The 24,162-nt window shown below is 45.7% G+C and carries 27 protein-coding genes; all 27 read right to left on the reverse strand.

Annotated features, from left to right (window positions below):
• Positions 1-3 precede the first annotated feature (3 nt).
• The 27 genes from fliF to ftsY all read right to left on the reverse strand — a co-directional run bounded on the left by fliF (position 4) and on the right by ftsY (position 24,149).
• A complete protein-coding gene (fliF, locus tag AC2CGA_RS02905; RefSeq protein WP_003154257.1) occupies positions 4-1,614 on the reverse strand; it encodes a flagellar basal-body MS-ring/collar protein FliF in 1,611 nt (536 codons plus the stop codon).
• Between the two features lie 42 nt (positions 1,615-1,656).
• On the reverse strand, positions 1,657-1,977 hold the full coding sequence (gene fliE / locus AC2CGA_RS02910) for a flagellar hook-basal body complex protein FliE (protein WP_007409777.1): 321 nt from the start codon (positions 1,975-1,977) through the stop codon (positions 1,657-1,659).
• A 10-nt stretch (positions 1,978-1,987) separates the two neighbouring features.
• Positions 1,988-2,440 carry a flagellar basal body rod protein FlgC gene (gene flgC / locus AC2CGA_RS02915; protein ID WP_003154259.1) on the reverse strand — a complete coding sequence of 151 codons (453 nt, stop codon included), beginning with the start codon at positions 2,438-2,440 and terminating at the stop codon, positions 1,988-1,990.
• Entirely contained in the window at positions 2,440-2,829 is a 390-nt protein-coding gene (gene flgB, locus AC2CGA_RS02920) for a flagellar basal body rod protein FlgB (protein WP_003154260.1), read from the reverse strand. The genes flgC and flgB overlap by 1 nt, the downstream gene beginning before the upstream one ends.
• 353 nt (positions 2,830-3,182) lie before the next feature.
• On the reverse strand, positions 3,183-3,962 hold the full coding sequence (codY, locus tag AC2CGA_RS02925; protein ID WP_003154263.1) for a GTP-sensing pleiotropic transcriptional regulator CodY: 780 nt from the start codon (positions 3,960-3,962) through the stop codon (positions 3,183-3,185).
• 37 nt (positions 3,963-3,999) lie between these two features.
• Positions 4,000-5,403, reverse strand: a complete 1,404-nt coding sequence (gene hslU, locus AC2CGA_RS02930; protein WP_014305002.1) for an ATP-dependent protease ATPase subunit HslU — start codon at positions 5,401-5,403, stop codon at positions 4,000-4,002.
• A gap of 16 nt (positions 5,404-5,419) precedes the next feature.
• Positions 5,420-5,965 carry an ATP-dependent protease subunit HslV gene (gene hslV / locus AC2CGA_RS02935; protein WP_003154267.1) on the reverse strand — a complete coding sequence of 182 codons (546 nt, stop codon included), beginning with the start codon at positions 5,963-5,965 and terminating at the stop codon, positions 5,420-5,422.
• A 15-nt stretch (positions 5,966-5,980) separates the two neighbouring features.
• Positions 5,981-6,898 (reverse strand): tyrosine recombinase XerC, encoded by a 918-nt coding sequence (gene xerC, locus AC2CGA_RS02940; RefSeq protein ID WP_043867088.1) that lies wholly within the window; start codon positions 6,896-6,898, stop codon positions 5,981-5,983.
• A 69-nt stretch (positions 6,899-6,967) separates the two neighbouring features.
• The gene (gene trmFO / locus AC2CGA_RS02945) at positions 6,968-8,275 is read right to left on the reverse strand and encodes an FADH(2)-oxidizing methylenetetrahydrofolate--tRNA-(uracil(54)-C(5))-methyltransferase TrmFO (RefSeq protein ID WP_003154273.1); all 1,308 of its coding nucleotides are present in this window, start codon (positions 8,273-8,275) and stop codon (positions 6,968-6,970) included.
• Between the two features lie 64 nt (positions 8,276-8,339).
• A complete protein-coding gene (gene topA / locus AC2CGA_RS02950) occupies positions 8,340-10,415 on the reverse strand; it encodes a type I DNA topoisomerase (RefSeq protein ID WP_003154274.1) in 2,076 nt (691 codons plus the stop codon).
• Positions 10,416-10,596: 181 nt separating this feature from the next.
• The gene (gene dprA, locus AC2CGA_RS02955; RefSeq protein ID WP_015388238.1) at positions 10,597-11,496 is read right to left on the reverse strand and encodes a DNA-processing protein DprA; all 900 of its coding nucleotides are present in this window, start codon (positions 11,494-11,496) and stop codon (positions 10,597-10,599) included.
• A 64-nt stretch (positions 11,497-11,560) separates the two neighbouring features.
• Entirely contained in the window at positions 11,561-12,463 is a 903-nt protein-coding gene (gene sucD / locus AC2CGA_RS02960) for a succinate--CoA ligase subunit alpha (protein ID WP_003154281.1), read from the reverse strand.
• 28 nt (positions 12,464-12,491) lie between these two features.
• Positions 12,492-13,649, reverse strand: coding sequence for an ADP-forming succinate--CoA ligase subunit beta (sucC, locus tag AC2CGA_RS02965; protein ID WP_003154283.1), 1,158 nt, complete (start codon positions 13,647-13,649; stop codon positions 12,492-12,494).
• A gap of 174 nt (positions 13,650-13,823) precedes the next feature.
• Complete coding sequence (locus AC2CGA_RS02970; protein WP_003154284.1) at positions 13,824-14,105, reverse strand: FlhB-like flagellar biosynthesis protein; 282 nt, start codon at positions 14,103-14,105, stop codon at positions 13,824-13,826.
• Positions 14,102-15,805, reverse strand: coding sequence for a glycosyl transferase (locus AC2CGA_RS02975; protein WP_139885270.1), 1,704 nt, complete (start codon positions 15,803-15,805; stop codon positions 14,102-14,104). Before AC2CGA_RS02975 ends, AC2CGA_RS02970 begins: the two co-directional genes overlap by 4 nt.
• Positions 15,806-15,821: 16 nt before the next feature.
• The gene (locus AC2CGA_RS02980) at positions 15,822-16,589 is read right to left on the reverse strand and encodes a ribonuclease HII (RefSeq protein ID WP_014304999.1); all 768 of its coding nucleotides are present in this window, start codon (positions 16,587-16,589) and stop codon (positions 15,822-15,824) included.
• 72 nt (positions 16,590-16,661) lie between these two features.
• A complete protein-coding gene (gene ylqF, locus AC2CGA_RS02985) occupies positions 16,662-17,510 on the reverse strand; it encodes a ribosome biogenesis GTPase YlqF (protein ID WP_003154287.1) in 849 nt (282 codons plus the stop codon).
• Between the two features lie 142 nt (positions 17,511-17,652).
• A complete protein-coding gene (gene rplS, locus AC2CGA_RS02990) occupies positions 17,653-18,000 on the reverse strand; it encodes a 50S ribosomal protein L19 (protein ID WP_003154288.1) in 348 nt (115 codons plus the stop codon).
• Between the two features lie 140 nt (positions 18,001-18,140).
• A complete protein-coding gene (gene trmD / locus AC2CGA_RS02995; RefSeq protein ID WP_003154289.1) occupies positions 18,141-18,872 on the reverse strand; it encodes a tRNA (guanosine(37)-N1)-methyltransferase TrmD in 732 nt (243 codons plus the stop codon).
• On the reverse strand, positions 18,869-19,393 hold the full coding sequence (gene rimM / locus AC2CGA_RS03000; protein WP_003154290.1) for a ribosome maturation factor RimM: 525 nt from the start codon (positions 19,391-19,393) through the stop codon (positions 18,869-18,871). The genes trmD and rimM overlap by 4 nt, the downstream gene beginning before the upstream one ends.
• Positions 19,394-19,397: 4 nt before the next feature.
• The gene (locus tag AC2CGA_RS03005; RefSeq protein ID WP_003154291.1) at positions 19,398-19,784 is read right to left on the reverse strand and encodes a YlqD family protein; all 387 of its coding nucleotides are present in this window, start codon (positions 19,782-19,784) and stop codon (positions 19,398-19,400) included.
• A gap of 90 nt (positions 19,785-19,874) precedes the next feature.
• Positions 19,875-20,120 carry a KH domain-containing protein gene (locus AC2CGA_RS03010; RefSeq protein WP_007611392.1) on the reverse strand — a complete coding sequence of 82 codons (246 nt, stop codon included), beginning with the start codon at positions 20,118-20,120 and terminating at the stop codon, positions 19,875-19,877.
• Entirely contained in the window at positions 20,120-20,392 is a 273-nt protein-coding gene (gene rpsP / locus AC2CGA_RS03015) for a 30S ribosomal protein S16 (protein WP_003154296.1), read from the reverse strand. Before rpsP ends, AC2CGA_RS03010 begins: the two co-directional genes overlap by 1 nt.
• A gap of 105 nt (positions 20,393-20,497) precedes the next feature.
• Positions 20,498-21,838 carry a signal recognition particle protein gene (gene ffh, locus AC2CGA_RS03020; protein WP_003154298.1) on the reverse strand — a complete coding sequence of 447 codons (1,341 nt, stop codon included), beginning with the start codon at positions 21,836-21,838 and terminating at the stop codon, positions 20,498-20,500.
• Positions 21,839-21,851: 13 nt separating this feature from the next.
• Positions 21,852-22,184 carry a putative DNA-binding protein gene (locus AC2CGA_RS03025; RefSeq protein ID WP_003154299.1) on the reverse strand — a complete coding sequence of 111 codons (333 nt, stop codon included), beginning with the start codon at positions 22,182-22,184 and terminating at the stop codon, positions 21,852-21,854.
• A 121-nt stretch (positions 22,185-22,305) separates the two neighbouring features.
• Positions 22,306-23,076, reverse strand: coding sequence for a phosphotransferase family protein (locus AC2CGA_RS03030; protein ID WP_025851293.1), 771 nt, complete (start codon positions 23,074-23,076; stop codon positions 22,306-22,308).
• An 83-nt stretch (positions 23,077-23,159) separates the two neighbouring features.
• Complete coding sequence (gene ftsY, locus AC2CGA_RS03035) at positions 23,160-24,149, reverse strand: signal recognition particle-docking protein FtsY (protein WP_003154301.1); 990 nt, start codon at positions 24,147-24,149, stop codon at positions 23,160-23,162.
• Between the last annotated feature and the right edge of the window lie 13 nt (positions 24,150-24,162).

Here is a 24,162-nt window from a genome sequence, read left to right on the forward strand (position 1 = left end):
CCCCTAATCCTCGTCCAGCCAGCTTCGAAGCAATTTAGCAAAGTCTTCCGGTTTTTCTTTAGCCATTTTTTCAAGCTGTTTTCGTCTGACTGTTTCTTCCGTTTCAATTTTCTCTTCGTTGATATCAGGCAATCGAACCGGCTCCGGCGGTGTTTCATATTCATATTCTTCGTATTCATCCTCTTGTGAGCGTTTCTTTCTGATGAGGAGAATGATAAGCAGAATAATGGCCGCAAGCAGTACGCCGCCTGTAATATATACCCAGATCGGAAGACCTGAAGATTGTGCCGAATCTGTGTTCAGGCTTGTTTTTCCGTCAAACGGCTGAACGGATACAACGATTTTATTGTTGATATCATTGTCTGTCAGGTTTTGATTTTGCGTTTCGTTTTTATCAAGAGACGTTCTGACGACCGTTCCTAAAATCTTCTGTATATCAGCCTGTCTCTGTGCTGATAAGGAAGCGGCATTTTTCGGATTAGGCGGCTCCACCATGACCTGAATGCCTAAATCACGCACTTTATACGGGCTTTCCGCGATTTCTTTATGAATGCGGTTGACTTCATAGTTGATTTTATTGCTGCTTTTTTCGTAGTCCCCGCTGTTTGAACCGCCGTTTGTCTCGGCATAGTTCGCGGTGTCATTGCTTCCCGTTCCGGCCGTGCCGCCGTTGGCCGCACCGTCGCCTTTATACGTTTCCGCGACTTTTTCGGCGCTTACCGCTATGCCTTCCATGTTATCTTTATCGACAGGTTCGACAGTGTCTTCAGTGCGTTTTTCCTTCGTGAAGTCAATATCCGCCGTTACGGAAACAACGACCTTATCCTGCCCCATCATTGTGCCGAGCAGTGACTGAACATGTTTTTGAATGTCCTTTTCGACCTGCGACTTAATACCTTGCTGAGATGCATAACTGTCAGAAACGGACCCTGCACCGCTGTCACTTTTGTCATAATATGTAGAATTTTGATCCATTATGACGATATTATCTTCTTTTAAGTTCGGAACACTTTTAGAAACGAGATGGTACAGCCCGTTGATCTGGTTTTGATCAAGCGAGTAGCCCGGTTTCATCTGCAAAACGATGGATGCGGACGCTGCCGGCTGATCTTCACCGACGAACACGGCTTCTTTAGGCATATTGATCATGACCTTCGAGCTTTTAATACCGTCCATTTCATTTATCAGGTTTGACAATTCGGTCTGAGTCGCCTCAACCTTTAAAACGTCAAACTCATTATCTGTCAGGCCGAAGCCCGCATTTTGTCCGAAAAACGAATAATCAATTGATCCCGTTTTCGGCAGGCCTTCCGCGGCAAGCTGGACTTTAAGTGAATCCACTTGGCTCTCAGGAACCTTAATGACCGTGCCGCCGTCAGCAAGTTCAGAAGACACCTTTTTCGTATCGAGCTCTTCTTTAATCTTCCCCGCTTCTTCCGCGGACAAATCTTTATAAAGAGGCACCATCTTTTCAGACGAAGTAAAAATAATAACGACGATGAGTAAAATAATGAATGCGGCCAAGCCGCTTACCATGAGTATCTTCTGTGTTTTTGATCTGTTGTTCCAAAACGCTGCCGTTTTGGTTTTCATTTGCATTAGAGTACGATTCATGTTAACCCCCGGTCATTCCAGTCATTCTCTTCAATCTGACCACTACATCTGCATTCTCATGATTTCCTGATAGGCTTCCACGGCTTTATTGCGGAATTCGGTAGCGGCCGTCAGAGAGATATTTGCTTTTTGGGCAGCGATCATGACCTCGTCAAGGTTTACATCCTTTCCTGCAGCCAGTTCGTTCGTTATTTGGTCAGATTTTACTTGTGACTCATTTAACGAATCAATAGAGTTTTTTAAAAGCTCCGAAAAGCTTGTTTGGTTTGAAGAATCAGTTTTTTGAGTTTGGTTTAATTGATTCGTTACGTTTTGAGTGTTTTGGGTTTGTTGAAGCTGAAAAGGAGTAATAGCGTTAACCACTTACATCACCTTACTTTCCGATTTCTAAAGCCTTCAAAAGCATGCCTTTGGAGGCGTTTAATGCAGTTACGTTTGCTTCATATGATCTCGTGCTGCTGACAAGATCCACCATTTCTTTTAATGGGTCCACATTTGGTTTTTGTACATATCCGTCTTTATTCGCATCAGGATTCTCCGGATCATAAACGAGATTAAAAGCGGACGGGTCTTCCGTAACGCCAGATACCTTTACGCCATTTCCCGCGCTTCCTGTTCCGTTCATCTTGGAATGTAAAAGGGACGAAAATGATTCGCCTCCGGATTGGAGAGATACCAGCTTTCTTCTGTAAGGCACCCATTCGCCATTTACCTGCTTCGCTCTCGTTGTATCCATATTGGCCAGGTTGGACGATACGACGTCCATCCGGACACGCTGTGCAGTTAAAGCGGAGCCCGAAATATTTAAGCTTTGAAAGCCACTCATTATTTTCCTCCTGTCAAGACGGTTTTCAGAGAATTGAATTTGCCGCTCATTCTTTCAACCAAAGCCTGATAATTAATTTGATTTTCGGCTAAATCTGTCATTTCTTTGTCGATATCGACATTGTTTCCGTTTTGCTGGTACGATGTATCACTGCTGGACACGATAGAATAATCGTCCCCTGAACCCGTAAAGTCAACGTGCCGATAGTCGGTTTTTACCGCTTCAAGATTGGATGTTTCCTGATCTAACAAATTTCGGAAAGAGACTTTTTTTGCCTTATAGTTCGGTGTATCTATATTGGCGATGTTATTAGTTAAGACTTTTTGCTTAATGTCCGCTCTCCCCAAGGCATTCTCAAGATTTTGTATAGTTCCAGAAAATAAGTCCAAATCCACTTACCTCCATTTCAGATATTTTTCTCCTAAAAATCCTTGTCGAGAATTGTAAAACCATATGCTTATTGTAAGAAATAACAGGCTTAAAGTCTATGAAGTTAGGCTAAAAAAAAGTGCTCAATTATATCTATTTTGCATGTAGGTATTAAGTCCTAGAGTATTTGGACTACAAGCATTTGTTTAATATAAGACTGAAAATAGCAGAATTTCTGTATCTTCCTCCTTTTTTCACACAGCAAGATGGATTATCTCAGATCAGCTTCCAATAAGCAACTTTAAACTGCAACTTTTCACCTATTGTCCATAAAAAAAGCAGGACCCCCATTTTCAGGGATCCTGCTTTTGTCTTAATGAGATTTAAGGTTTTCCAATTCAATAAGGAATTTGTTGTTCAGAACTTTAATGTACGTCCCCTTCATTCCCAATGATCTGGATTCAATGACGCCTGCGCTTTCCAGCTTTCTCAGCGCGTTAACGATTACTGAACGCGTAATGCCGACACGGTCCGCAATCTTACTTGCCACAAGCAAGCCTTCATTTCCGTCAAGCTCTTCAAAGATATGCTCAATCGCTTCAAGTTCACTGTAAGACAGAGAACTGATCGCCATTTGAACAACCGCTTTGCTTCGCGCCTCTTCTTCGATTTCTTCCGCTTTTTCTCTTAAAATCTCCATTCCTACAACGGTTGCTCCGTATTCAGCAAGAATGAGATCATCATCTTCAAATTGATCCTGCAGACGGGACAGAATCAGCGTGCCCAGTCTCTCTCCTCCGCCGATGATCGGCACGATCGTTGTTAAGCCCGCTTGGAACAGGTCTCTGTTTTCCACAGGAAACGCCGTGTATTCGCTGTTGATATCAAGGTTTGAAGACGTCTCCGGAACATTGAACAGATTTCTCGTGTACTCTTCCGGGAACTGGCGGTCTTCAAGCATTTTTTTCATGCGGTCATTTTCAATCTGCTGATTAATAGAGTAGCCCAAAAGCTTTCCTCTGCGGCTGACGACGAAAATATTAGAATCAATGACGTCACGAAGCGTTTCAGCCATTTCTTTAAAGTTTACGGGTTTGCCTGCCGCAGCCTGCAGCATGCTGTTAATAATTCGTGTTTTTTGTAGTAAAGCCATGATAAATAATCCTCCTAGAATTCCTCTTATTAAATTTTCACAATATAAATTGACTTAGATCTTTGTTGTTTGCAATCGTTCCGAGCTTTTCTTCAACATATTGCGGCGTGATGGCGACTTTTTCCATCGTCACGTCCGGCGCTTCAAACGACAGGTCTTCCAAGAGACGTTCCAATATCGTGTGAAGCCTTCTCGCTCCGATGTTGTCCGTATCCTGATTCACATGATAAGCCACTTCGGCGATCTTACGAATAGCTTCGTCAGAAAATTCAAGAGATATACCTTCTGTCTGCAATAAAGCCTGATATTGTTTTAACAGCGCGTTATCGGGTTCGACGAGAATCTTCACAAAATCATCCACCGTCAGCTTGCTCAATTCTACACGAATCGGAAAGCGGCCCTGCAGCTCCGGAATCAGATCAGACGGTTTGGCCATATGGAATGCCCCGGCTGCGATAAACAGCACGTGATCTGTTTTGACGGAGCCGTATTTCGTGACGACGGTAGATCCTTCGACAATCGGAAGGATATCTCTTTGAACGCCTTCTCTCGATACATCTGCTGAGGAAGAAGCCCCTCCGTTTTTTGCGATTTTATCTATTTCGTCAATAAAGATAATGCCGCCCTCTTCAGCTCTTAACACGGCCTCTTGGCCGACTTCATCCATATCGATTAATTTGCCTGCCTCTTCATTGGTCAGAACCTTCCTTGCTTCTCTGACCGTCATTTTGCGGCGTTTTTTCTTTTTTGGCATCAGATTGCTCAGCGCATCCTGCATATTCATGCCCATCTGCTCCATCCCGGAGCCTTGCAGCATGTCAAACATCGACGGCTGCTGCTCTTCCACCTCTACGGAGACGTAATGGTCTTCGAGCTCTCCCAATGCGAGCTGATGCGCCATGCGTTTTCTTTTTTCTTCAAGGCTTGCTTCTTCCTGCTGATCGGCTTCATCATCATTTGCCGTCTGACTTCCTCCGAAAAGCATTTCAAACGGATTTTTCACACCCGCTTGTTTTTTCTTTCCCGGAACGAGAAGCCGCACGATACGTTTGTTTGCATTTTCTTCAGCCTGTTCTTTCACTTCGCTGATTTTTTCTTCTTTAATGAGCCGCACGGATGTCTCAACGAGGTCTCTGACCATTGATTCGACATCTCTGCCTACATAGCCGACTTCTGTAAATTTTGTCGCTTCAATTTTTATAAATGGCGCACCGGTAAGCTTGGCGATCCGTCTGGCGATCTCTGTTTTCCCCACCCCGGTCGGGCCCATCATCAGGATGTTTTTGGGAACGATCTCGTCTCTCAGTTTTTCATCAAGAAGACTTCTGCGATAGCGGTTTCTTAATGCCACGGCGACAGCTTTTTTCGCATCCTGCTGTCCTACAATGTATTGATCCAACCGATCTACGATTTGTCTCGGTGTTAACGGTTTGTTTTCCATGCGCCTCAAGTCCTTTCTATTCAAGTTCTTCCAAAATGATCTGATCGTTTGTGTACACACAAATCTCGCCTGCGATTTTCAAAGCGGCTTTTGCAATATCTTTGGCGGACAGATTCTCTCCGGCATAGGTTTTCAGCGCTCTTCCTGCTGACAGGGCGTAGTTTCCGCCGGAGCCGATTGCCAAAATGCCGTCATCCGGCTCAATCACTTCACCTGTTCCCGATACGAGAAGCAAGGTATCCTGGTTCATGACAATCAGCATGGCTTCCAGCTTGCGCAGCACTTTATCGCTGCGCCATTCTTTCGCAAGCTCAACCGACGCACGTTTTAAATTGCCGTTGTATTCTTCAAGCTTCGCCTCAAACATTTCAAAAAGTGTGAAAGCGTCTGCAACAGATCCCGCAAATCCGGCCAGAACCTTTCCGTTAAACAGCTTTCTCACTTTTCTCGCGGTATGTTTCATGACTACAGCCTGACCGAATGTGACCTGGCCGTCTCCTGACATAGCGCTTTTCCCGTTATGCTGGACGGCAAAAATCGTTGTCGCATGAAAAGATGACATGAGAAGGGCCTCCTTTTAATTTTCTTTAAAAGCTCTCGGGTGGTGGGACATATATGTGTTTCTCAGCATTTCCTTCGATACATGCGTGTATATCTGCGTAGAAGACAGATTGGAATGGCCCAAAAGCTCCTGGACGCTTCTTAAATCAGCCCCTTCATTCAGCAGATGAGTCGCAAACGTGTGCCGAAGCATATGCGGGTGTATATGTAAAGTGCCGGATGCTTTTTTTACAAGCCCGCTTAAAATATACCGGATTCCTCTGGCGGTCAGCGGGCCGCCTCTTTGATTGACAAACAGCACATCATGAGGCTCTTTTGCTTTTTCAAGCAGGCACTGCCTTCCGCTGTTGATATACAGCTCCAGCGCATCACGGGCATATGAGCCGAACGGGATATAGCGCTGCTTCTTGCCTTTCCCGTGAACGAGCACCGTATCCATGAACAGGTCAAGATCGCCGACAGTGAGCGTACAGCACTCACTGACCCTCATTCCGGTCGCATAAAGAAGCTCAAGCAGGGCCTGATCGCGCATCCCTGACGGCTGACTTCTGTCTGAGACAGCGAATAGTTCCTCAAGTTCTTTTTCATAAAGAAACTTCGGAATCCGTTTCTCTTGTTTCGGCAGATGAACAAGCTGAAACGGATTCTCTTCAACAAGCTTTTCCCTCATTAAAAATTTATAGAAGCTTCTCAAAGCTGAAATTTTCTTGCTGATTGTTCTTCTTGACAGGCCTTTTTCATAAGCCTCTGTCAAAAATATTCTCACATCATGATATGCAGCTTCTTTCATTCCATTTATATTTTGAGCATGCAGAAACATCCCAAATTCTTCAATCGAATTAACATAATTCACAATAGTATATTGTGAATAATTTTTTTCAATTTGTAAATATTCAACGAATAACTTTAAAAAAAAGTTAACATTCTCAGTCATTATGAAGACCTCCCTCTCCGAAGGGCTTTTAAATGGTATCATATAATGCATCGAAGTTGCAATGAAAAGCTATATCGTTTTCGAAATAGTTTGAATAGTCTCAATTGCGCGTTTAGCGTATTCTTCATTTCGTTCTTTTTTGTTTTTAATTTTTACAGGCAATTCTTTTAAGAGGCCGAAGTTTGCATTCATCGGCTGGAAGTTCTTCTGATTTGTCGTCGTAATGTAGTGAGCCATGCTTCCGATCGCCGTCTCCTGCGGGAATGTCACAAGATCCTGACCGAGCACAAGTTTGGCGGCATTGATTCCCGCTACAAGACCTGAAGCGGCAGATTCAACATAACCCTCTACACCGGTCATTTGGCCCGCGAAAAACAGATCGTTCCGCTGTTTAAATTGATATGTCGGGTTCAAAAGGCTCGGCGAGTTGATAAATGTGTTTCTGTGCATGACGCCGTATCTGACGATATCAACATTTTCAAGGCCGGGGATCAGTTTCAGCACTTCTTTTTGATCTCCCCATTTTAAATGTGTCTGAAAACCTACAATATTATAAAGCGTTCCCGCCGCGTCATCCTGTCTGAGCTGAACGACTGCATAAGGGCGCTTGCCTGTTTTCGGATCTTCCAGTCCGACCGGTTTCATCGGTCCGAACAGCATCGTTTTCTTGCCTCTTTTCGCCATGACTTCAATCGGCATGCAGCCTTCAAAGAAGATTTCTTTCTCGAATTCTTTTAAAGGGACCGTCTCAGCCGTCGTCAATGCTTCATAGAAACGGTCAAACTCTTCCTCTGTCATCGGGCAGTTTAAGTATGCCGCTTCTCCCTTGTCATAACGGGATTTTAAGTACACTTTATCCATATCAAGGCTGTCTTTTTCGACAATCGGCGCCGCTGCGTCATAAAAATACAGATACTCTTCTCCCGTGAGCTCTTTCAGCTGCTGTGAAAGCGATTCTGATGTAAGCGGTCCGGTCGCGATAACCGTCGGGCCTTCCGGAATCTCTGTTACTTCCTCAGTAAGAACCGTTACGTTCGGATGGTTTTTCACGAGATCCGTCACGCTTTGCGCAAATTCATGGCGGTCAACGGCAAGCGCTCCCCCTGCCGGAACCGAGCATTTATCAGCAGATTGAATGATTGCTGAGTCAAGCGCCCGCATTTCTTCTTTTAATACGCCTACCGCATTGGCGAGTGTATTTGAACGGAGGGAGTTGCTGCATACCAGTTCAGCGAATTTATCGGTATGATGGGCTGCCGTCTGCCTGACGGGCCGCATTTCGTATAGTTTTACTTGAATTCCTCGTTTTGCAAGCTGCCATGCCGCTTCACTTCCGGCAAGGCCTGCTCCGATTACATTAACTGTTTGCTGGTTCATTTCTTTTCATCTCCTGTTGTTTGTCCCTTCCACACAAAGAAGGTGAGCAAGGCTCTGCTCACCGCTACTTCTGTGGTTCTTCCTTATAATCGCATTCGACGCATTGGACTTGTATGCCTTTTTTAAGCTTTTTCTCTACGAGCATATTTTCACATTTCGGGCATTTTCGTTCAATCGGTTTGTCCCAAGATACGAAGTCGCATTCAGGATAACGGTCACAGCCGTAAAAGACGCGTTTCTTTTTTGATTTTCGTTCGACAATATTTCCTTCATGGCACTTAGGACATTTTACGCCGATTTGTTTAACAATCGGTTTTGTATTCCGGCAGTCAGGGAAGTTGGAACACGCCATAAATTTACCGTATCGGCCCATTTTATAAACCATCCGGGAGCCGCATAATTCACAATCTTCATCTGCGTATTCAGGTTCAATTTCCACTTCTTTCATTTCAGCTTCCGCTTTTTTCACGCGTTTTTCGAAATCGGTATAGAAGCTGTCAATGATTTGAACCCATTCTGTCTCGCCATCTTCAACATGGTCAAGGTCCCTTTCCATTTTAGCCGTGAATTCAACGTTGATGATTTCCGGGAAAAACTCCATGATAAGATCCAGCACGATCTGCCCAAGCTCAGTCGGCACAAACCGTTTATTGTCTAATCCCACGTAACCGCGGCGCTGGATGGTGTCAAGAGTCGGCGCATATGTCGAAGGACGGCCGATCCCCAGTTCTTCAAGCGTTTTAACCAGGCGCGCCTCTGTGTAACGCGGAGGCGGCTGAGTAAAGTGCTGCTCAGGCTCAATATCTTTTGATAAAACCGTGTCTCCCTCTTTAAGGTCCGGAAGCATGCGGTCTTTTTCTTCCAGCTGATCGTCTTTACCCTCTACATAGACTTTCATGAAGCCGGCGAATTTGACTTTACTTCCGTTTGCCCGGAATGTCAATCCGTTATTGCTGAGATCGACGCTCATCGTATCAAGTACGGCAGGCGCCATCTGGCTTGCAACAAAACGCTCCCAAATCAGCTTATATAGTCTGAGCTGATCTCTTCCAAGCACCGCTTTTAAGTCGGCAGGTTTTCTGAGCACCGAAGTCGGGCGGATCGCTTCGTGGGCATCTTGAGCGTTTTCATTTTTCTTTGCCGGTTTCCGTTTTCCCGCTAAGTACTCTTTTCCGTATGCCTGATCAATAAAAGCTGACGCCTCTTCAACGGCTGTATTGGAAATCCGCGTTGAGTCCGTTCTCATATACGTGATGAGTCCGACTGTCCCTTCTTTGCCGAGATCAATTCCTTCATATAATTGCTGAGCGATCATCATCGTTTTCTTCGCTCTGAAATTCAGCTTCCTGGCAGCCTCCTGCTGCAGAGTGGACGTTGTAAACGGCAGAGCGGGATTTCGTTTGCGCTCTTTTTTCGTCACCTTGTCAACTGTATACTTATTGCCTTTCAGCTGAGCAAGGACGGCTTTTACGTCTTCTTCGCTTTTTAAAGGAAGCTTTTTGCCGTTTTTCCCGAAAAATCCGGCTTCAAACGTCTCTTTTCCCTTTAAAAATGAGCCGGTAATCGTCCAGTACTCTTCAGGTTTAAAGTCATTGATTTCCTTTTCCCGGTCGATGATCAGCCTGAGCGCAACGGATTGCACACGGCCCGCACTGAGGCCTTTTTTTACTTTTTTCCAAAGAATCGGGCTGATTTTGTATCCGACGAGTCTGTCTAGTATGCGGCGCGCCTGCTGCGCATCGACAAGATCCATGTTAATCATGCGCGGATGTTTAAATGATTCTTTAATGGCGTCTTTCGTTATTTCATTAAAGACGACCCGGCAGTCCGAGCTGAGATCCAGATCAAGGCTGTGTGCGAGATGCCATGCAATCGCTTCCCCTTCTCTGTCGGGGTCGGCCGCGAGATAGACTTTTTTTGCTTTCTTTGCCGCTGTTTTTAATTCTTTTAAAACAGGGCCTTTTCCGCGGATCGTAATATATTTCGGTTCAAAGTTCTGTTCGATGTCAACTCCCATTTGACTTTTCGGAAGATCCCGGACATGTCCCATTGAAGCTTTGACTTTATATTTCTTCCCTAAATAACGTTCAATCGTTTTCGCCTTTGCCGGCGATTCCACGATGACTAGATAATCAGACATTTTCATCCCCCTCAAGAGGTGTTCTCTCTCTTTTCAAGTATCAATTCATTTTAGAGCTGCCTTTTTATGGCTTTCAACATTTCATTCTTTATGATGAACGTCATTTTATACATGAAAATAATATGCAACTTTAAATCCTCACTATTATTAAATATTACAATACCGTTTGTCAAACGATATTTCAAAAGGGTTCCGTATACTGAACGCATCGGGCGGTCAGCTCTCCGTCAATATCCTCTGCGCATAATACAGCTTTCGCCCCTTCTTGAATGAGTTTTATAGGTCCTCCGGAATATGGATTAAATATGGAACCCGGAACGGCAAATACCTCTCTGCCTTGATCGAGGGCCTGGTAAGCTGTGATTAATGAACCGCTTTTTTCTTTTCCCTGCACGACCACAATTCCTTCACTTAGTCCGCTGATTATGCGGTTTCTCATCGGAAAGTGCCATTTTTTCGGCTTTGTTTCAGGAGGATGTTCTGAGAGTAGGAGATGGTGTTCAGCCATGTATTCTGCTAACAGGAGATTTTCCCGGGGATAGATGTGATGGAATCCGCCGGCTATCACGCCGATCGTAAGCCCTTTTGCCCTGATGCTCGCCTTATGAGACAAACCGTCTATACCGGATGCAAGCCCGCTTACAATGACCCAGCCTTTTTTTGAGAGTTCGGCGGAAAGATGCCCAGCCGCTTTTATTCCGTCTTCCGTCGGTTTCCGCGTTCCTACAATCCCGATTTTTCTGCCTTTTTCAAGAAGCGGTGTGTTCCCTTTTGCATACAAGACAGCCGGCGGATCATAAATCGCTTTAAGCCATGTTGGGTAGCGGCTTGATGAAATCGGAATAACAGTAATGCCTTCGCGGCGGTAATCGGACAGAACTTCATCAAGTTCCGGATCCTTGCGCTCTATTTCCCGAAAAATTGCTTCCGGGGCTGTTTTCCCTTCTGATAAAACAGTTAATGGATGCGGATCCGGTAAAAAAGACAGAGAGTGATCAGCTTTCCACCATTTTAATAGAAGAGACGGGGAAATGATTTGATTAATACTGCAGACCATTAAACAGCGCGATGCTTGATCCAAATCGGGCAACCTCCTCTTTTTTCAGCAAAAACAGGAACAGCCGTTACGGCTGCCCCTGCTTCGATCAGTGCGTTTTGCACGTTTCAAATAAGCCTTTTTCTTTTAACACCTTAATCAGCGTTTCACCCATTACAGAAGGGGTTTCCGCGACTTCAATTCCGCAGGCGTTCATCGTTTTGACTTTTTCTTCTGCCGTGCCTTTTCCTCCGGAGATGATGGCGCCCGCATGGCCCATGCGTTTTCCCGGAGGCGCGGTTTTACCGCCGATAAAGCCGACAACAGGCTTCGTCATGTTCGCTTTCACCCACTCAGCCGCTTCTTCTTCAGCTGTGCCGCCGATTTCTCCGATCATGATGACGGCATGTGTTTCAGGATCTTCATTGAACGCTTTTAACACGTCAATAAAGTTCGTGCCGTTGACCGGATCGCCGCCGATCCCTACAGCGGTAGACTGGCCTACGCCGGCTTCTGAAAGCTGATGGACGGCCTCGTATGTCAATGTTCCTGAACGGGATACAACGCCTACATGACCCTTTTTATGAATGTATCCCGGCATAATGCCGATCTTGCATTCTTCAGGTGTAATAACACCCGGGCAGTTCGGCCCTATTAATCTCGTTTTCTTGCCTTCCATAAAGCGCTTCACTTTCACCATGTCCAAAACCGGAATGTGCTCAGTGATACAAATGACAAGATCAATTTCTGCGTCAACCGCTTCCATAATTGCGTCCGCCGCAAACGGAGCCGGAACGTAAATGACTGACGCATCAGCGCCCGTTGTGTGAACCGCTTCTGCGACCGTATTGAATACCGGTACGCCTTCCGCTTCCGTTCCGCCTTTTCCAGGTGTTACACCGCCAACGATATTCGTGCCGTATTCCAGCATCTGCTTTGTATGAAATAAAGCGGTAGAACCTGTAATCCCCTGTACAATAACTCTTGTATCTTTATTGATAAAAACACTCATTATCTGGTCCCCTGCCTTTCATTCTTTCCTAAACTAAGGATACGATTTTCTGTGCGCCGTCTGCCATTGATTCCGCAGATGTGATGTTTAAGCCTGATTCATTCAGGATTTTCTTTCCTAAATCTACGTTTGTCCCTTCAAGGCGCACGACCAGCGGCAATGTCAATCCGACTTGTCTCGTCGCTTCAACAACGCCCTCGGCGATGACATCACACTTCATGATGCCTCCGAAAATATTAACGAAAATTCCTTTTACATTTTGATCGGAAAGAATGATTTTAAAAGCTTCCGTCACTTTTTCTGCGGTTGCGCCGCCCCCGACATCAAGGAAGTTTGCAGGTTCTCCGCCGTAGTGTTTAATGATATCCATTGTAGACATTGCAAGACCCGCGCCGTTTACCATACAGCCGATATTTCCATCAAGGGAAATGTAGCTTAAATCGTATTTTGACGCTTCGATTTCTTTCGGATCTTCTTCATCTAAATCTCTGTATTCCATAATGTCTTTTTGTCTGTATAACGCATTGCTGTCGAAGTTCAGCTTAGCATCCAGCGCCATGACGTTTCCGTCCCCCGTAACGACGAGAGGGTTGATCTCAGCGATGGAGCAGTCCTTCTCAACAAATGCTTTATATAAACCGAGCATAAATTTAGCGGCTTTGCCGACAAGCTCTTTCGGGATGTTAATTGCGAATGCAATTTCCCTTGCCTGATAGCCCTGAAGGCCGACAGCCGGATCAATTACCGCTTTTTTAATTTTTTCAGGTGTTTTTTCCGCTACTTCTTCAATCTCCGTTCCGCCTTCTTCAGACGCCATTAAAACGATTCTTGAAGTAGCGCGGTCAAGTACAAGCCCGACATAGTATTCCTTTTTAATATCGCAGCCTTCTTCAATAAGTAAGCGTTTTATTACTTGTCCGTCCGGACCCGTTTGATGTGTGACGAGCGTCTTGCCTAACAGTTCTTCGGCATACTCTTTCACTTCATCTTTTGTTTTTGCAATCTTTACCCCACCAGCTTTGCCGCGGCCGCCAGCATGGATTTGCGCCTTTACGACATAAACCGAGCTTGACAGGCTCTCTGCTTTTTCAACTGCTTCCTCTGCTGTAAAAGCCACTTTACCTTCAGGAACAGACACCCCGTATTTTCTGAGGACTTCTTTTCCCTGGTACTCATGGATATTCATTTCCCATCCTCCTAACTTATGTAGCAAAACTAAAAATAGACTGCGCTTTCATTCTATATAATACTGGAAGAATTGTCTAGGGTTCAAAACAAAATCTTTATATCCTTCCAAACATTCTAACTTTTATTTTATTGAAAATATAAATTTAAACGGAGTCCGGGAAATGAATGGTCCTTATTTTTCGTTTTTCAGGGTTTCGTCCAGTCTGTAAACAAATGAAAAAATTTCGGCAACGGTTTCATAAAGCGCCTCCGGTATGTGATCGTCAACCGTCAAATGGCGCATTAATTCGACAAGGGTTCTGTCTTCCTGAATGGGGACCCCAGCCTTCTCAGCTTCTTTTATAATATTTTCCGCCACATGCCCCCTGCCTGTTGCGACAACCTTCGGGGCTTGATCTTTCTGCCGGTCGTAATGCAGGGCGACAGCTCTTCTTAACGGCGTTTGCTCTTTCATATTTTCACATCCACTTTTCTTCCGCCGTCTTTTTCTATAAACTCTTCCACAAGAGCGCTCTGGTCTTTCGGGCGCCGTTTTTTAGACGTGACGCCTGACAGGCTGAAGCCCGTTTCTTTTACGGCTTCTTTTAAAGCCGGTACGAGAGGGTCGATGGCCGCCTGAAGCTCAAAATCAGTCTCAACCGTAATGGTCATTACATTTTGCTGAATCATGCAGTCCACAACGGTTTCTTGCAGTGTTTCAAGATGCAGCAAAAACAGGAGCCTGCAATGTGACGGATCGAGTTTTCCGTCCGGCTTCTTCCGTCCTTTAAAGAGAACTGTGATGTCATTCTCATACGCGGACGCTCCCAGCGGAAATGACAGCACCATCTGCGTAAAAGAAGGGTTATGCTGCTCAATAAACAGCTGGCCGTTTAATTTATGAATAAGCGGTTCCGCCTCTTGTTTAACGGATTGGGGCGCTTCTTGAAGCGTCCGGACGGCTTGGAGGGCCGTTTTCAGCGCTTGTTTCTCCGGCTGCGGAGATACGCCTTTTTCAAGCGCTGTAATGAATGATAATTCATCACGCGTGCCCAATCCTTTTTTGATTTTCTGCAAAAGGCTTAATACATCATGTTTTTCCGCATATTTCAATTCGGTGAGCTGAACGGCTTTTTCGAAAACAGCCGCCTCCTGTTCTGTCAGATGTGCTTTTTGAAGAACAGGTGCTGTTTTAAATGTTTTTTCTTGAGAAATGAAAGCCTTAATGATCTCCGCCGTTACTTTTACGGGGCGGTTTTCAGTTTTTTCTGCCGATGTCATTAATTTCTCTATAATCTGTTTTGCCGTTTTTTCAGGAAGTTTTTGATCTGTCCGCGCACTCGGAGGAGAAGGTTGGCTTGAGACTGCCTTTCCGTTTTCACGAGTCTCTCGGACAAATGGTGATTGTTTTGATTCCGTCCGTTCTTCTTCATCCATCAGCCCGGTTTCTGGGATCGGCATGCGTGCAGCCTCGGCAAGCTTCTTCAAGAGACGTTCTGCATGAAGATCCGTTTCCGCGTTTAATACGTCAGAAACCGCCTCTTTGAGCACAGACAGCTCTTTTGCCGATTGCGGGGCCTGTTTGATTGCCTGAAGCAGTCCTGAGAGGAGGCGACGGGTCGGAACCGGATATTTAACGGCATGAATGGATGACAAGACTTCCGGATGTGCGGGCAGTTCCCGTTTCAGCGCAAATACGATTGTTTCCGCCGCTTTTTTCAATTCGGCGGCCGGAAGCGATTCAGCCCAGCGGATGCAGGCTTTGAGGCTGTTTTCCGTCATCGGCAGCTTCTGCTGCATAAACGTTTCGGCAATCTGCAGAGACACAGGGCCCGGTTTGACGGAAAGAGCGTTTAACAGTCTACCCGCCGCTTCCTGAACGGTTTTCGGGCTTCCTTCGAATTGGTCGATGACATGAAGCCGGCCCGTTTTTTCCGCCGGCTGTTTGTCATAAGAAAACCAGTAATACGCCTGCGGACGAAGGGCGGTTTCAAGTTTTCCCTGCATCGTCCGGCCGCCGATCTGGATAAGAGCGCTTTGATCGTCCAGCAAACGGAGAACCTTCCCTAACAGCAGCCTTTGAGTACCGCTGTCTTTACCGCCGTCCTGCCTGTCCGGAGGGATTTCCGCCGTCAGCTGTCTGAAAGCCGCTTGGATTTCGCCGCTAATGTTCATGTCTTAAGCCTCTTTTCTAACAATAAGATTGAACGGGAGCGAACGTTTTTCGGTGAATAGTTGTCGGTCCGTATGCCTGAAGAGCTTCAAGATGTTCTTTCGTTCCGTAGCCTTTATTTTTTTCAAAGCCGTACATGGGGTAAGTTTTGGCGTACTCAGCCATGAGACGGTCCCGCGTTACTTTTGCTATGCAGGCTCCGGCGGCAATTGACACGCTTTTGGCATCCCCTTTTATAACTGATGACTGCGGAATGTCAAGCGGAAGGGTCATGGCATCAACAAGCAGATAATCAGGTGTTTCCGTTAAAGCATTGACGGCTTTTACCATCGCCAGTCTCGCGGCCTCATAAATGTTGATCCGGTCAATGACGTCCGCATGGACAATGCCGACTCCTACAGCCGCCGCTTCTTCCGTGATCCGGCTGTAATACTCCTCGAGCTTCTTTTCCGACAATTTCTTCGAGTCCGTGAGACCGAGAATCTCGCATTCTGCCGGCAAAATGACGGCGCCGGCGACAACCGGTCCGGCAAGCGGCCCTCTTCCGGCTTCGTCAACACCCGCAATCAGGCGGAAGCCCTTTTTGGATGACAGTCTTTCGTATGCCGTCATGTCCAGCCATTGCTCTTTAAGAGCTTTTTCCTTCGCATGCTTTTTCAGCCATTGCTCTAAAAGCGTCTGTACGCTTTTTCTCGGGTCTTTCTCACATTGGGCAAGGAAGGGGTCGCTTTCGTCCCTGATCTCTTGCAGGCGTTCTTTTACGCTTTTTACGGTTAATGTATTCACGTTCTCTTCTCCCTTACATTATGTATATCGGTATTCTGCGGAAAAAATAAAGACCCGCATCGCTGCGCGTCTTTATTCTGATGGTGCTTCAAATGAAAGCCTGCCGAATTTTTCCGTCCGGATGTCCCGAATGATAACTTCCGTTGTTTTATCATAGTCAACCATTCCGCCGCCCATCAAACAGCCGCGTTTTTCACCGATCGCGTCAAAAAGAGCGGCGATATCCTCAGGGATTTCCTGAAGTCCGTAGCGCTCCTTCAAACGGTCGGGATAATGCTCTTCCAGAAAGCGCAGCCCGAAAACAGCCACATCCTGCAGGTTGATAATCGTATCTTTAATCGCCCCGGTGATCGCCAGGCGCAAGCCGACAAGCTCATCTTCAAATTTAGGCCATAAAATTCCCGGTGTATCGAGCAGCTCTAATTCCTTGCCTACCTTTACCCACTGCTGTGAAGTGGTAATGCCGGGCCTGTCTCCCGTCTTGGCAATGTTTTTTTTGGCCAGCCGGTTAATGAGCGTAGACTTGCCGACATTCGGAATGCCGATGATTAATGCGCGGATTGCTCTCGGCCTAACACCTTTTGCTTTCATTTTATCGAACTTATCCTTCAGCAGCTCTTTCGAGGACGGCACGATTTGATGCAGTCCCTGCCCGTTAACGGAGTTTATTGAAAGAGAGGGAATGCCCTGTTCCTGAAAGTGGTCCTTCCACTGGGCAGTCACAGCCGCATCCGCCTTATCGGCTTTATTTAAAAGCATAATGCGCGGCTTATTTTTTAAAATCTCCTCAATCATCGGATTTCTCGATGACATCGGGATTCTCGCATCCACCAATTCGTATACGATATCAATTAATTTCAGTTTTTCTGTTACTTCCCGTCTCGCTTTAGCCATATGGCCCGGGAACCATTGAATGGTCATGTGACTTCGACACCTGCCTTATTTACCGGAACCGGATGTTCCGATGATCTCTTATGTATTTTACGTTGCTTGTTCCGCTTTTACAAATTTCATATAAAAAAAGAGCCTGTTACGGGTAACAAGCTCTTTTCGTTCGTTATCATTATCGTCTGATTTCTTTAATACGAGCCGCTTTTCCGCGAAGTTCACGCAGGTAGTAAAGCTTAGCGCGACGTACTTTACCGTAACGTACAACTTCGATTTTCGCGATTTTTGGTGTGTGTACAGGGAATGTACGTTCAACGCCAACACCGTAAGAAATCTTACGAACTGTGAACGTTTCGCTGATTCCACCACCACGACGCTTGATCACAACACCTTCGAAGATCTGGATACGCTCACGGTTACCCTCAACAACTTTTACGTGTACACGTAAAGTGTCACCAGGACGGAACGCAGGAAGATCAGTGCGAAGCTGTTCTTTTGTGATATCTTGAATTAGTTTTTGCATCGTTTTCAACTCCTTCCAACAGATGCTCTTGGCCACAACTGCAAGGCACAGCGGAACATCGTTTTCAAGCTTCTGAAGGATAAGCCTCCTTAAGCCACAAGTAGTATCTTATCATATCTTCATCACCTGCGCAATAGAATCTATTCGTTTTCCCACTCGGAAATCCATTTTCTTTGCTCATCAGTGAGAGGATAGTTTTCAAGAAGATCCGGACGTCTTAAAAAGGTTCTTCTGATTGATTCTTTATTGCGCCATTCTTGTATTTTGGCATGGTTGCCGGACAAAAGGGTCTCAGGCACTTTTAAGCCTTTATAATCGGCTGGCCTCGTATAGTGAGGATGCTCTAAAAGCCCCGTGCTGAAGGAATCCTCCACGTGGGATGCTTCTTTTCCGAGGACGCCCGGCAAAAGCCTGACAACGCTGTCGGCAATCATCATGGCAGGGAGCTCTCCCCCGGTCAGCACAAAATCCCCGATGGAGATTTCATCAGTGACAAGATGTTCCCGGATCCGTTCATCATACCCTTCATAATGCCCGCAAATAAACATGAGATGTTCCTCTTCCGCCAGCTCCTCGGCTTTCTTCTGCGTATAACGCTCACCTTGCGGGCAGACGAGAATAATGCGCGGCTTGGCGTCCGTACCGGCTGTCAGCTTTTCAACCGCATCAAATACGGGCTGCGGCTTTAACACCATCCCGGCTCCCCCGCCGTACGGGTAATCATCAACCGTTTGGTGTTTATTATCCGAAAAAGCCCGGAAATTGATGACGTCAAAACGGACAGCCTCTTTTTCCTGTGCTTTTTGCAGAATGGATGAACCGAGCACCCCTTGAAACATTTCGGGAAACAGTGTTAAAAAGTCGATTTTCATTCGTCTATTAACCCTTCCATTACATGAATCTTAATTTTCTTCTCATTTATATTAATATCCTTCACCACAGAAGCTATATACGGAATGAGCGCATCTTTTTTGCCTTTTCTTGCAACCACCCATACGTCATTAGCCCCGGGCGTCAAGATTTCCTTCACTGTGCCGATCAGTTCCCCGTCTTCTGACACAACCTCGCAGCCGATGATTTCATGAAAATAAAATTCATCTTCTTCAAGCTCTCCCAAGTCTTCTTCAGGAACTTTGATCACCATGTTTCTTAGGTGTTCGACTTCATTGAGACTCGGCATTTCTTTGAATTGCAGCAGGTGAAACTGCTTGTGAAGCCTGTGGGCGCTGACCGTTACTTTGATTGGCTCCGCAGCCCCTTCCGCAAACAAATAGAGCGTATTGCCGGGCTTGTACCGTTCTTCGGCAAAGTCCGTTTTAGAAATGACCCGCACTTCGCCTTTAATGCCGTGGGTATTTACAATTTTGCCTACATTAAACCATCTGTTTGTCATATTATCACCTCGGGCGGATTTCAATTACTACCCCGTCTTTTATGACGATGGTATTTGCCGCTGTTTTTTCATGCCAGTTATCACCGACATTGATTGAAAGCAGCGCATCGATCTCCTTTTCCTTCACTTCGCTTCCAAGCGGGAGCGACTCTGTCTGGCTTATTTGGAAATCGATCATTTTGATTTTATCTTGTCTTTTTTCAATGGCTTTTTTAAAAGATTCCGCTACATCGGGATTCTGCTGATCTTTTTCATGTTTTCTAAGCTGAAAATAGAGCTGGCTGCATTCTCGTTCAAGCGTTTGCTTTTTTTCTGCAAAAGAGGCCAAAAGCTTTTCCTTGCTTTGCTCGGTCAGAACCTGCATAACGGTTACCCTGTGAATAATCTGCATAGGACCAGACTCCCCACTCTTCCAACATATTTCTGTTCATTTGCCTTTTTTACGTGTAAAAAAAGGGGAGGTGCCGGCCCTCTCCCTTTTTCAGTCAAATATTTCAAATTGAACTTTCTTAGAAGACTGTGCGCCAGCTGCAAAAACGACGGTTCGAATCGCTCTTGCAGTCCGGCCTTGCTTTCCGATAATCTTACCGGTATCCGACTTATTGACAGATAAGCGCAGCGCAATCTTTTGATCAGTCTCTTCCTTTGTGACCGTTATGTCTTCCGGATGGTCGACAAGCGGAGCCACAATGCTGACAATCAAATCTTCCAAGTTCTGATCAGTCATTACTTGCCTTGTTTAGCGTTGTGGAATTTTTCCATAATTCCTTGGCTTGAGAACAAGTTGCGGACTGTATCAGAAGGTTTAGCTCCTGTTTGAAGCCATTTAAGAGCAAGCTCTTCATTGATTTTCACTTCAGCCGGCTTTGCAACCGGGTTGTATGTGCCGACTGTTTCGATGAAACGGCCGTCACGCGGTGAACGAGAATCTGCTACAACAATACGATAGAAAGGAGATTTTTTTGCTCCCATACGTTTTAAACGAATTTTTACTGCCATTTTACTAGCACCTCCGAAAATATTTCAACAAGATAGTATATTAACAATGATAAAAGTGTTTGTAAAGTGTTTTTTCTTAACAACGGTTTTATCATGTATAACCGATTACATAAAAGGTAATTTAAAGCCTTTTTTCTTCCCTTTTGACATGTTGGTCATCTGCTTCATCATTTTTTTCATTTCCTCAAACTGCTTTAAAAGACGGTTGACTTCCTGAACGGATGTTCCGCTTCCTTTTGCAATCCGCTTCCGCCGGCTGGCGTTAATAATATCCGGCTGTTCTTTTTCAAGAACAGTCATTGATTTAATGATCGCTTCCACATGATTCAGCTGTTTTTCATCGACTTGGATGTTTTTTAAGCCTTTCATTTTGCCTGCGCCGGGCATCATTTGCAGCAGTTCGTCAAGAGGCCCCATGTTTCGGACCTGGCCGAGCTGCTCCAGAAAATCATCCAATGTGAAGCTCATCGTTCTCATTTTCTGCTCAAGCTCTTTGGCTTTGTCTTCATCAACGGTCGCCTGAGCTTTTTCAATCAGCGTCAGCACGTCACCCATTCCGAGAATCCGGGATGCCATCCGTTCAGGATGGAACGCTTCAAGAGCATCGAGCTTTTCTCCCATTCCGGCGAATTTAATCGGCGTTTCGGTGACCGCGCGGATAGAAAGCGCCGCACCTCCGCGGGTATCCCCGTCAAGCTTTGTTAAAATGACGCCCGTTAAACCGAGCTGGTCATTAAAGCTTTTGGCGACGTTTACCGCATCCTGACCGGTCATTGAGTCGACGACAAGGAAAATTTCCTCAGGATTTGCGACTTCCTTTACGCCGGAGAGCTCATCCATCAGTTCATGATCGATGTGCAGCCGTCCGGCGGTATCTAAAATCACATAATCATGATGCTCTTCCTTCGCTTTTTCAATCGCCTGTCTGGCAATTTCCACCGGGCTGACCTGATCGCCAAGCGAAAAGACCGGCATATCAAGCTGTTTCCCCAGTGTTTCCAGCTGTTTAATCGCGGCGGGGCGGTAAATATCCGCAGCCACGAGCAGCGGTTTGCGGTTATGTTTTTTGCGCAGCAGGTTGGCAAGCTTCCCCGTGGTTGTCGTTTTACCGGCACCTTGGAGCCCGACCATCATAATAACGGTCGGCGGGCGTTTGGCGGCGGCAATTTTGCTTTCTTCGCCGCCCATCAGCTCGGTAAGCTCTTCTTTTACGACTTTAATAACCTGCTGACCGGGTGTCAGACTCTGCATGACGTCCTGCCCGACAGCCCGTTCACTTACTTTTTTCACAAAATCCTTTACGACTTTAAAGTTAACGTCAGCCTCAAGAAGCGCAAGACGGACTTCACGCATCATCTCTTTTACGTCTTGTTCGCTGACTTTTCCTTTTCCGCGGATTTTTGAAATCGTCTTTTGCAGTCGGTCGGCTAATCCTTCAAATGCCATTGTTTGCCGCCTCCTAATCTAATTTCTCAAGCGCTTCAATCAGAGCCGTCATTTTTTCCTCTTCCTGCAAGCCGGAAGCAAGCTCTTTCAGCTTTGTAAACATTTCTTTACGCTCCTGAAACTTTTTAAAAAGGAGCAGTTTTTCTTCATATTGTTCAAGCATCGCTTCAGTCCGTTTGATGTTATCGTAAACGGCTTGCCTTGAAACGTCATACTCTTCGGCTATTTCACCAAGGGAGAAATCGTCCAGATAATAAAGCGACATATAGCTCTTTTGTTTTGACGTCAGCAACGACTGATAGAAGTCAAACAAATAGTTCATTCTCGTCGTTTTTTCGAGCGACATTTGAGCTCTCCCCTTTGTTAAGTCAAATCCCTTTACAAAAACTTAGTTTACATGGTTTCAGAGCGTGTGTCAAGTTTTTATCTTGTCAAAGCAGGATGCCCTTTTTACATAATAAGTGTTTTCAAAAAAATTCATACAGACCGTCGTTAAAATACTCGAATTCTTGTTTTGATACACGATAGCGGCAATAGCCTTCGTAAAAAGCATTGAGACATGATTCATTTGTGACAAAACGACTGATCGCTAATGATTCATCATAACGCGGATCTCCCGCCGATATTCCCGCAGCATCGATAAACAGATAGACCTCTCCGTCTCTCACCAGCACATTATCAGTCGTGCAGTCACCGTGAATCATTGTCTGCTGAACAGGAACAGGCCTGTACCTGTCCAATTCCTTCAAAAGCTCTGCACTTCCTTCAGCTTGTCCTTTTTTGACATATTCCCCGGCTCGTTTGATTTGCAGATCGAGCCAGTCTGTTTCCGGCTGTAAACCAGAGACCATTTCGGTTTCATGCAGCCGCTGCAGAAACTGGCCGAAACTTTTGATCAGCTTTTTCTTTTCAGTATCCCCTTTGGCTTTTCTTAAAGCCGAAGTCAGGGTGATTCCATCCTCAAATGACATGATGATATGGCTGGCATGCTGTTCCTGTATCATCCCATAGTAAATAGGAACAGGCAGACGACGAGTTTCCGTCAGTTGTTGTAAAACGAAGGCTTCTCTCATTAACCATTCCCGATACTTCTGTTGAAAAGAACTTTTCAGCAAAAATGCGTCTTGGCCGGTCACTATTTTTCGAACGGTTGAAGTGCCTCCCTGTTCATCCAGCAGCGACATATGGTTTATCGCGCCGATCTTACTTTCCAATTCAGCTTTCAGCCATTTGTCCAACAACTGCCCCCTCCATTCCGATCTATCAATGCGTATAAAAAAACGAGTATAAAACCGTCCATTTTATACTCGTTTTTTATTCATTAATCCTCGGCTTTTTCAACTAAATCCGAAAAGAGACCGTATACGTAAGATTCTGCATCAAACCGCTGGAGATCGTCAACCTTTTCTCCGAGGCCGACCAGTTTCACAGGGATGTGAAGCTCATTGCGGATCGCCAGGACGATACCGCCTTTTGCGGTGCCGTCAAGCTTCGTTAATGCGATACCCGTCACATTCGTCGCTTTGGAGAATTCTTTCGCCTGCGCCATCGCATTCTGGCCTGTCGTCGCGTCCAGCGCAAGGAGAACCTCATGCGGGGCCTCAGGCACTTCGCGTTCGATGACGCGTTTGACCTTTTCAAGCTCTTTCATTAAGTTAACTTTATTCTGAAGGCGGCCGGCCGTATCACAAATCAGCACATCCGCTCCTCTTGCTTTAGCCGCGTGTACGGCATCATAAATAACCGCCGCAGGGTCGCTTCCGGCAGCCTGCTTAATGACAGGCACACCTGTACGCTCCCCCCACACTTCAAGCTGTTCAATCGCCCCGGCTCTGAAGGTGTCTCCGGCAGCGAGCACAACGGATTTGCCTTCATTCTTCAGCTTATGGGCAAGTTTTCCGATCGTTGTCGTTTTTCCGACGCCGTTTACCCCGACAAGCAGAATAACGTTCAGGCGCCCGTCCTGAATATTTAATTCAGAAATCTGTTCGTCGCCGCTGTTATAAATGTCGACAAGCTTTTCAGAAATGACGGACTGCACTTCCTGAGGATCCTGAATGTTTTTCAGCTTCACTTCTTTTTTGAGCTCATCAATCAGCTCCATGACGGTTGTAAAACCTACGTCAGCGCCAATCAGCACTTCCTCAAGCTCCTCGAAGAAATCCTCGTCGACTTTCCGGTAGCGGGAGACGAGTTCGTTCACTTTATTTGAGAAGGAATTTCTTGTTTTTTCAAGACCATCTTTAAATTTTTCAGAGACGGAATCTGTCTGTTTCGTGATTTTCTCTTTTAATTTTTTAAAAAAGCTCATCTTTCAACCTCTT

This window comes from Bacillus sp. SYZHCR11, assembly GCF_057196865.1.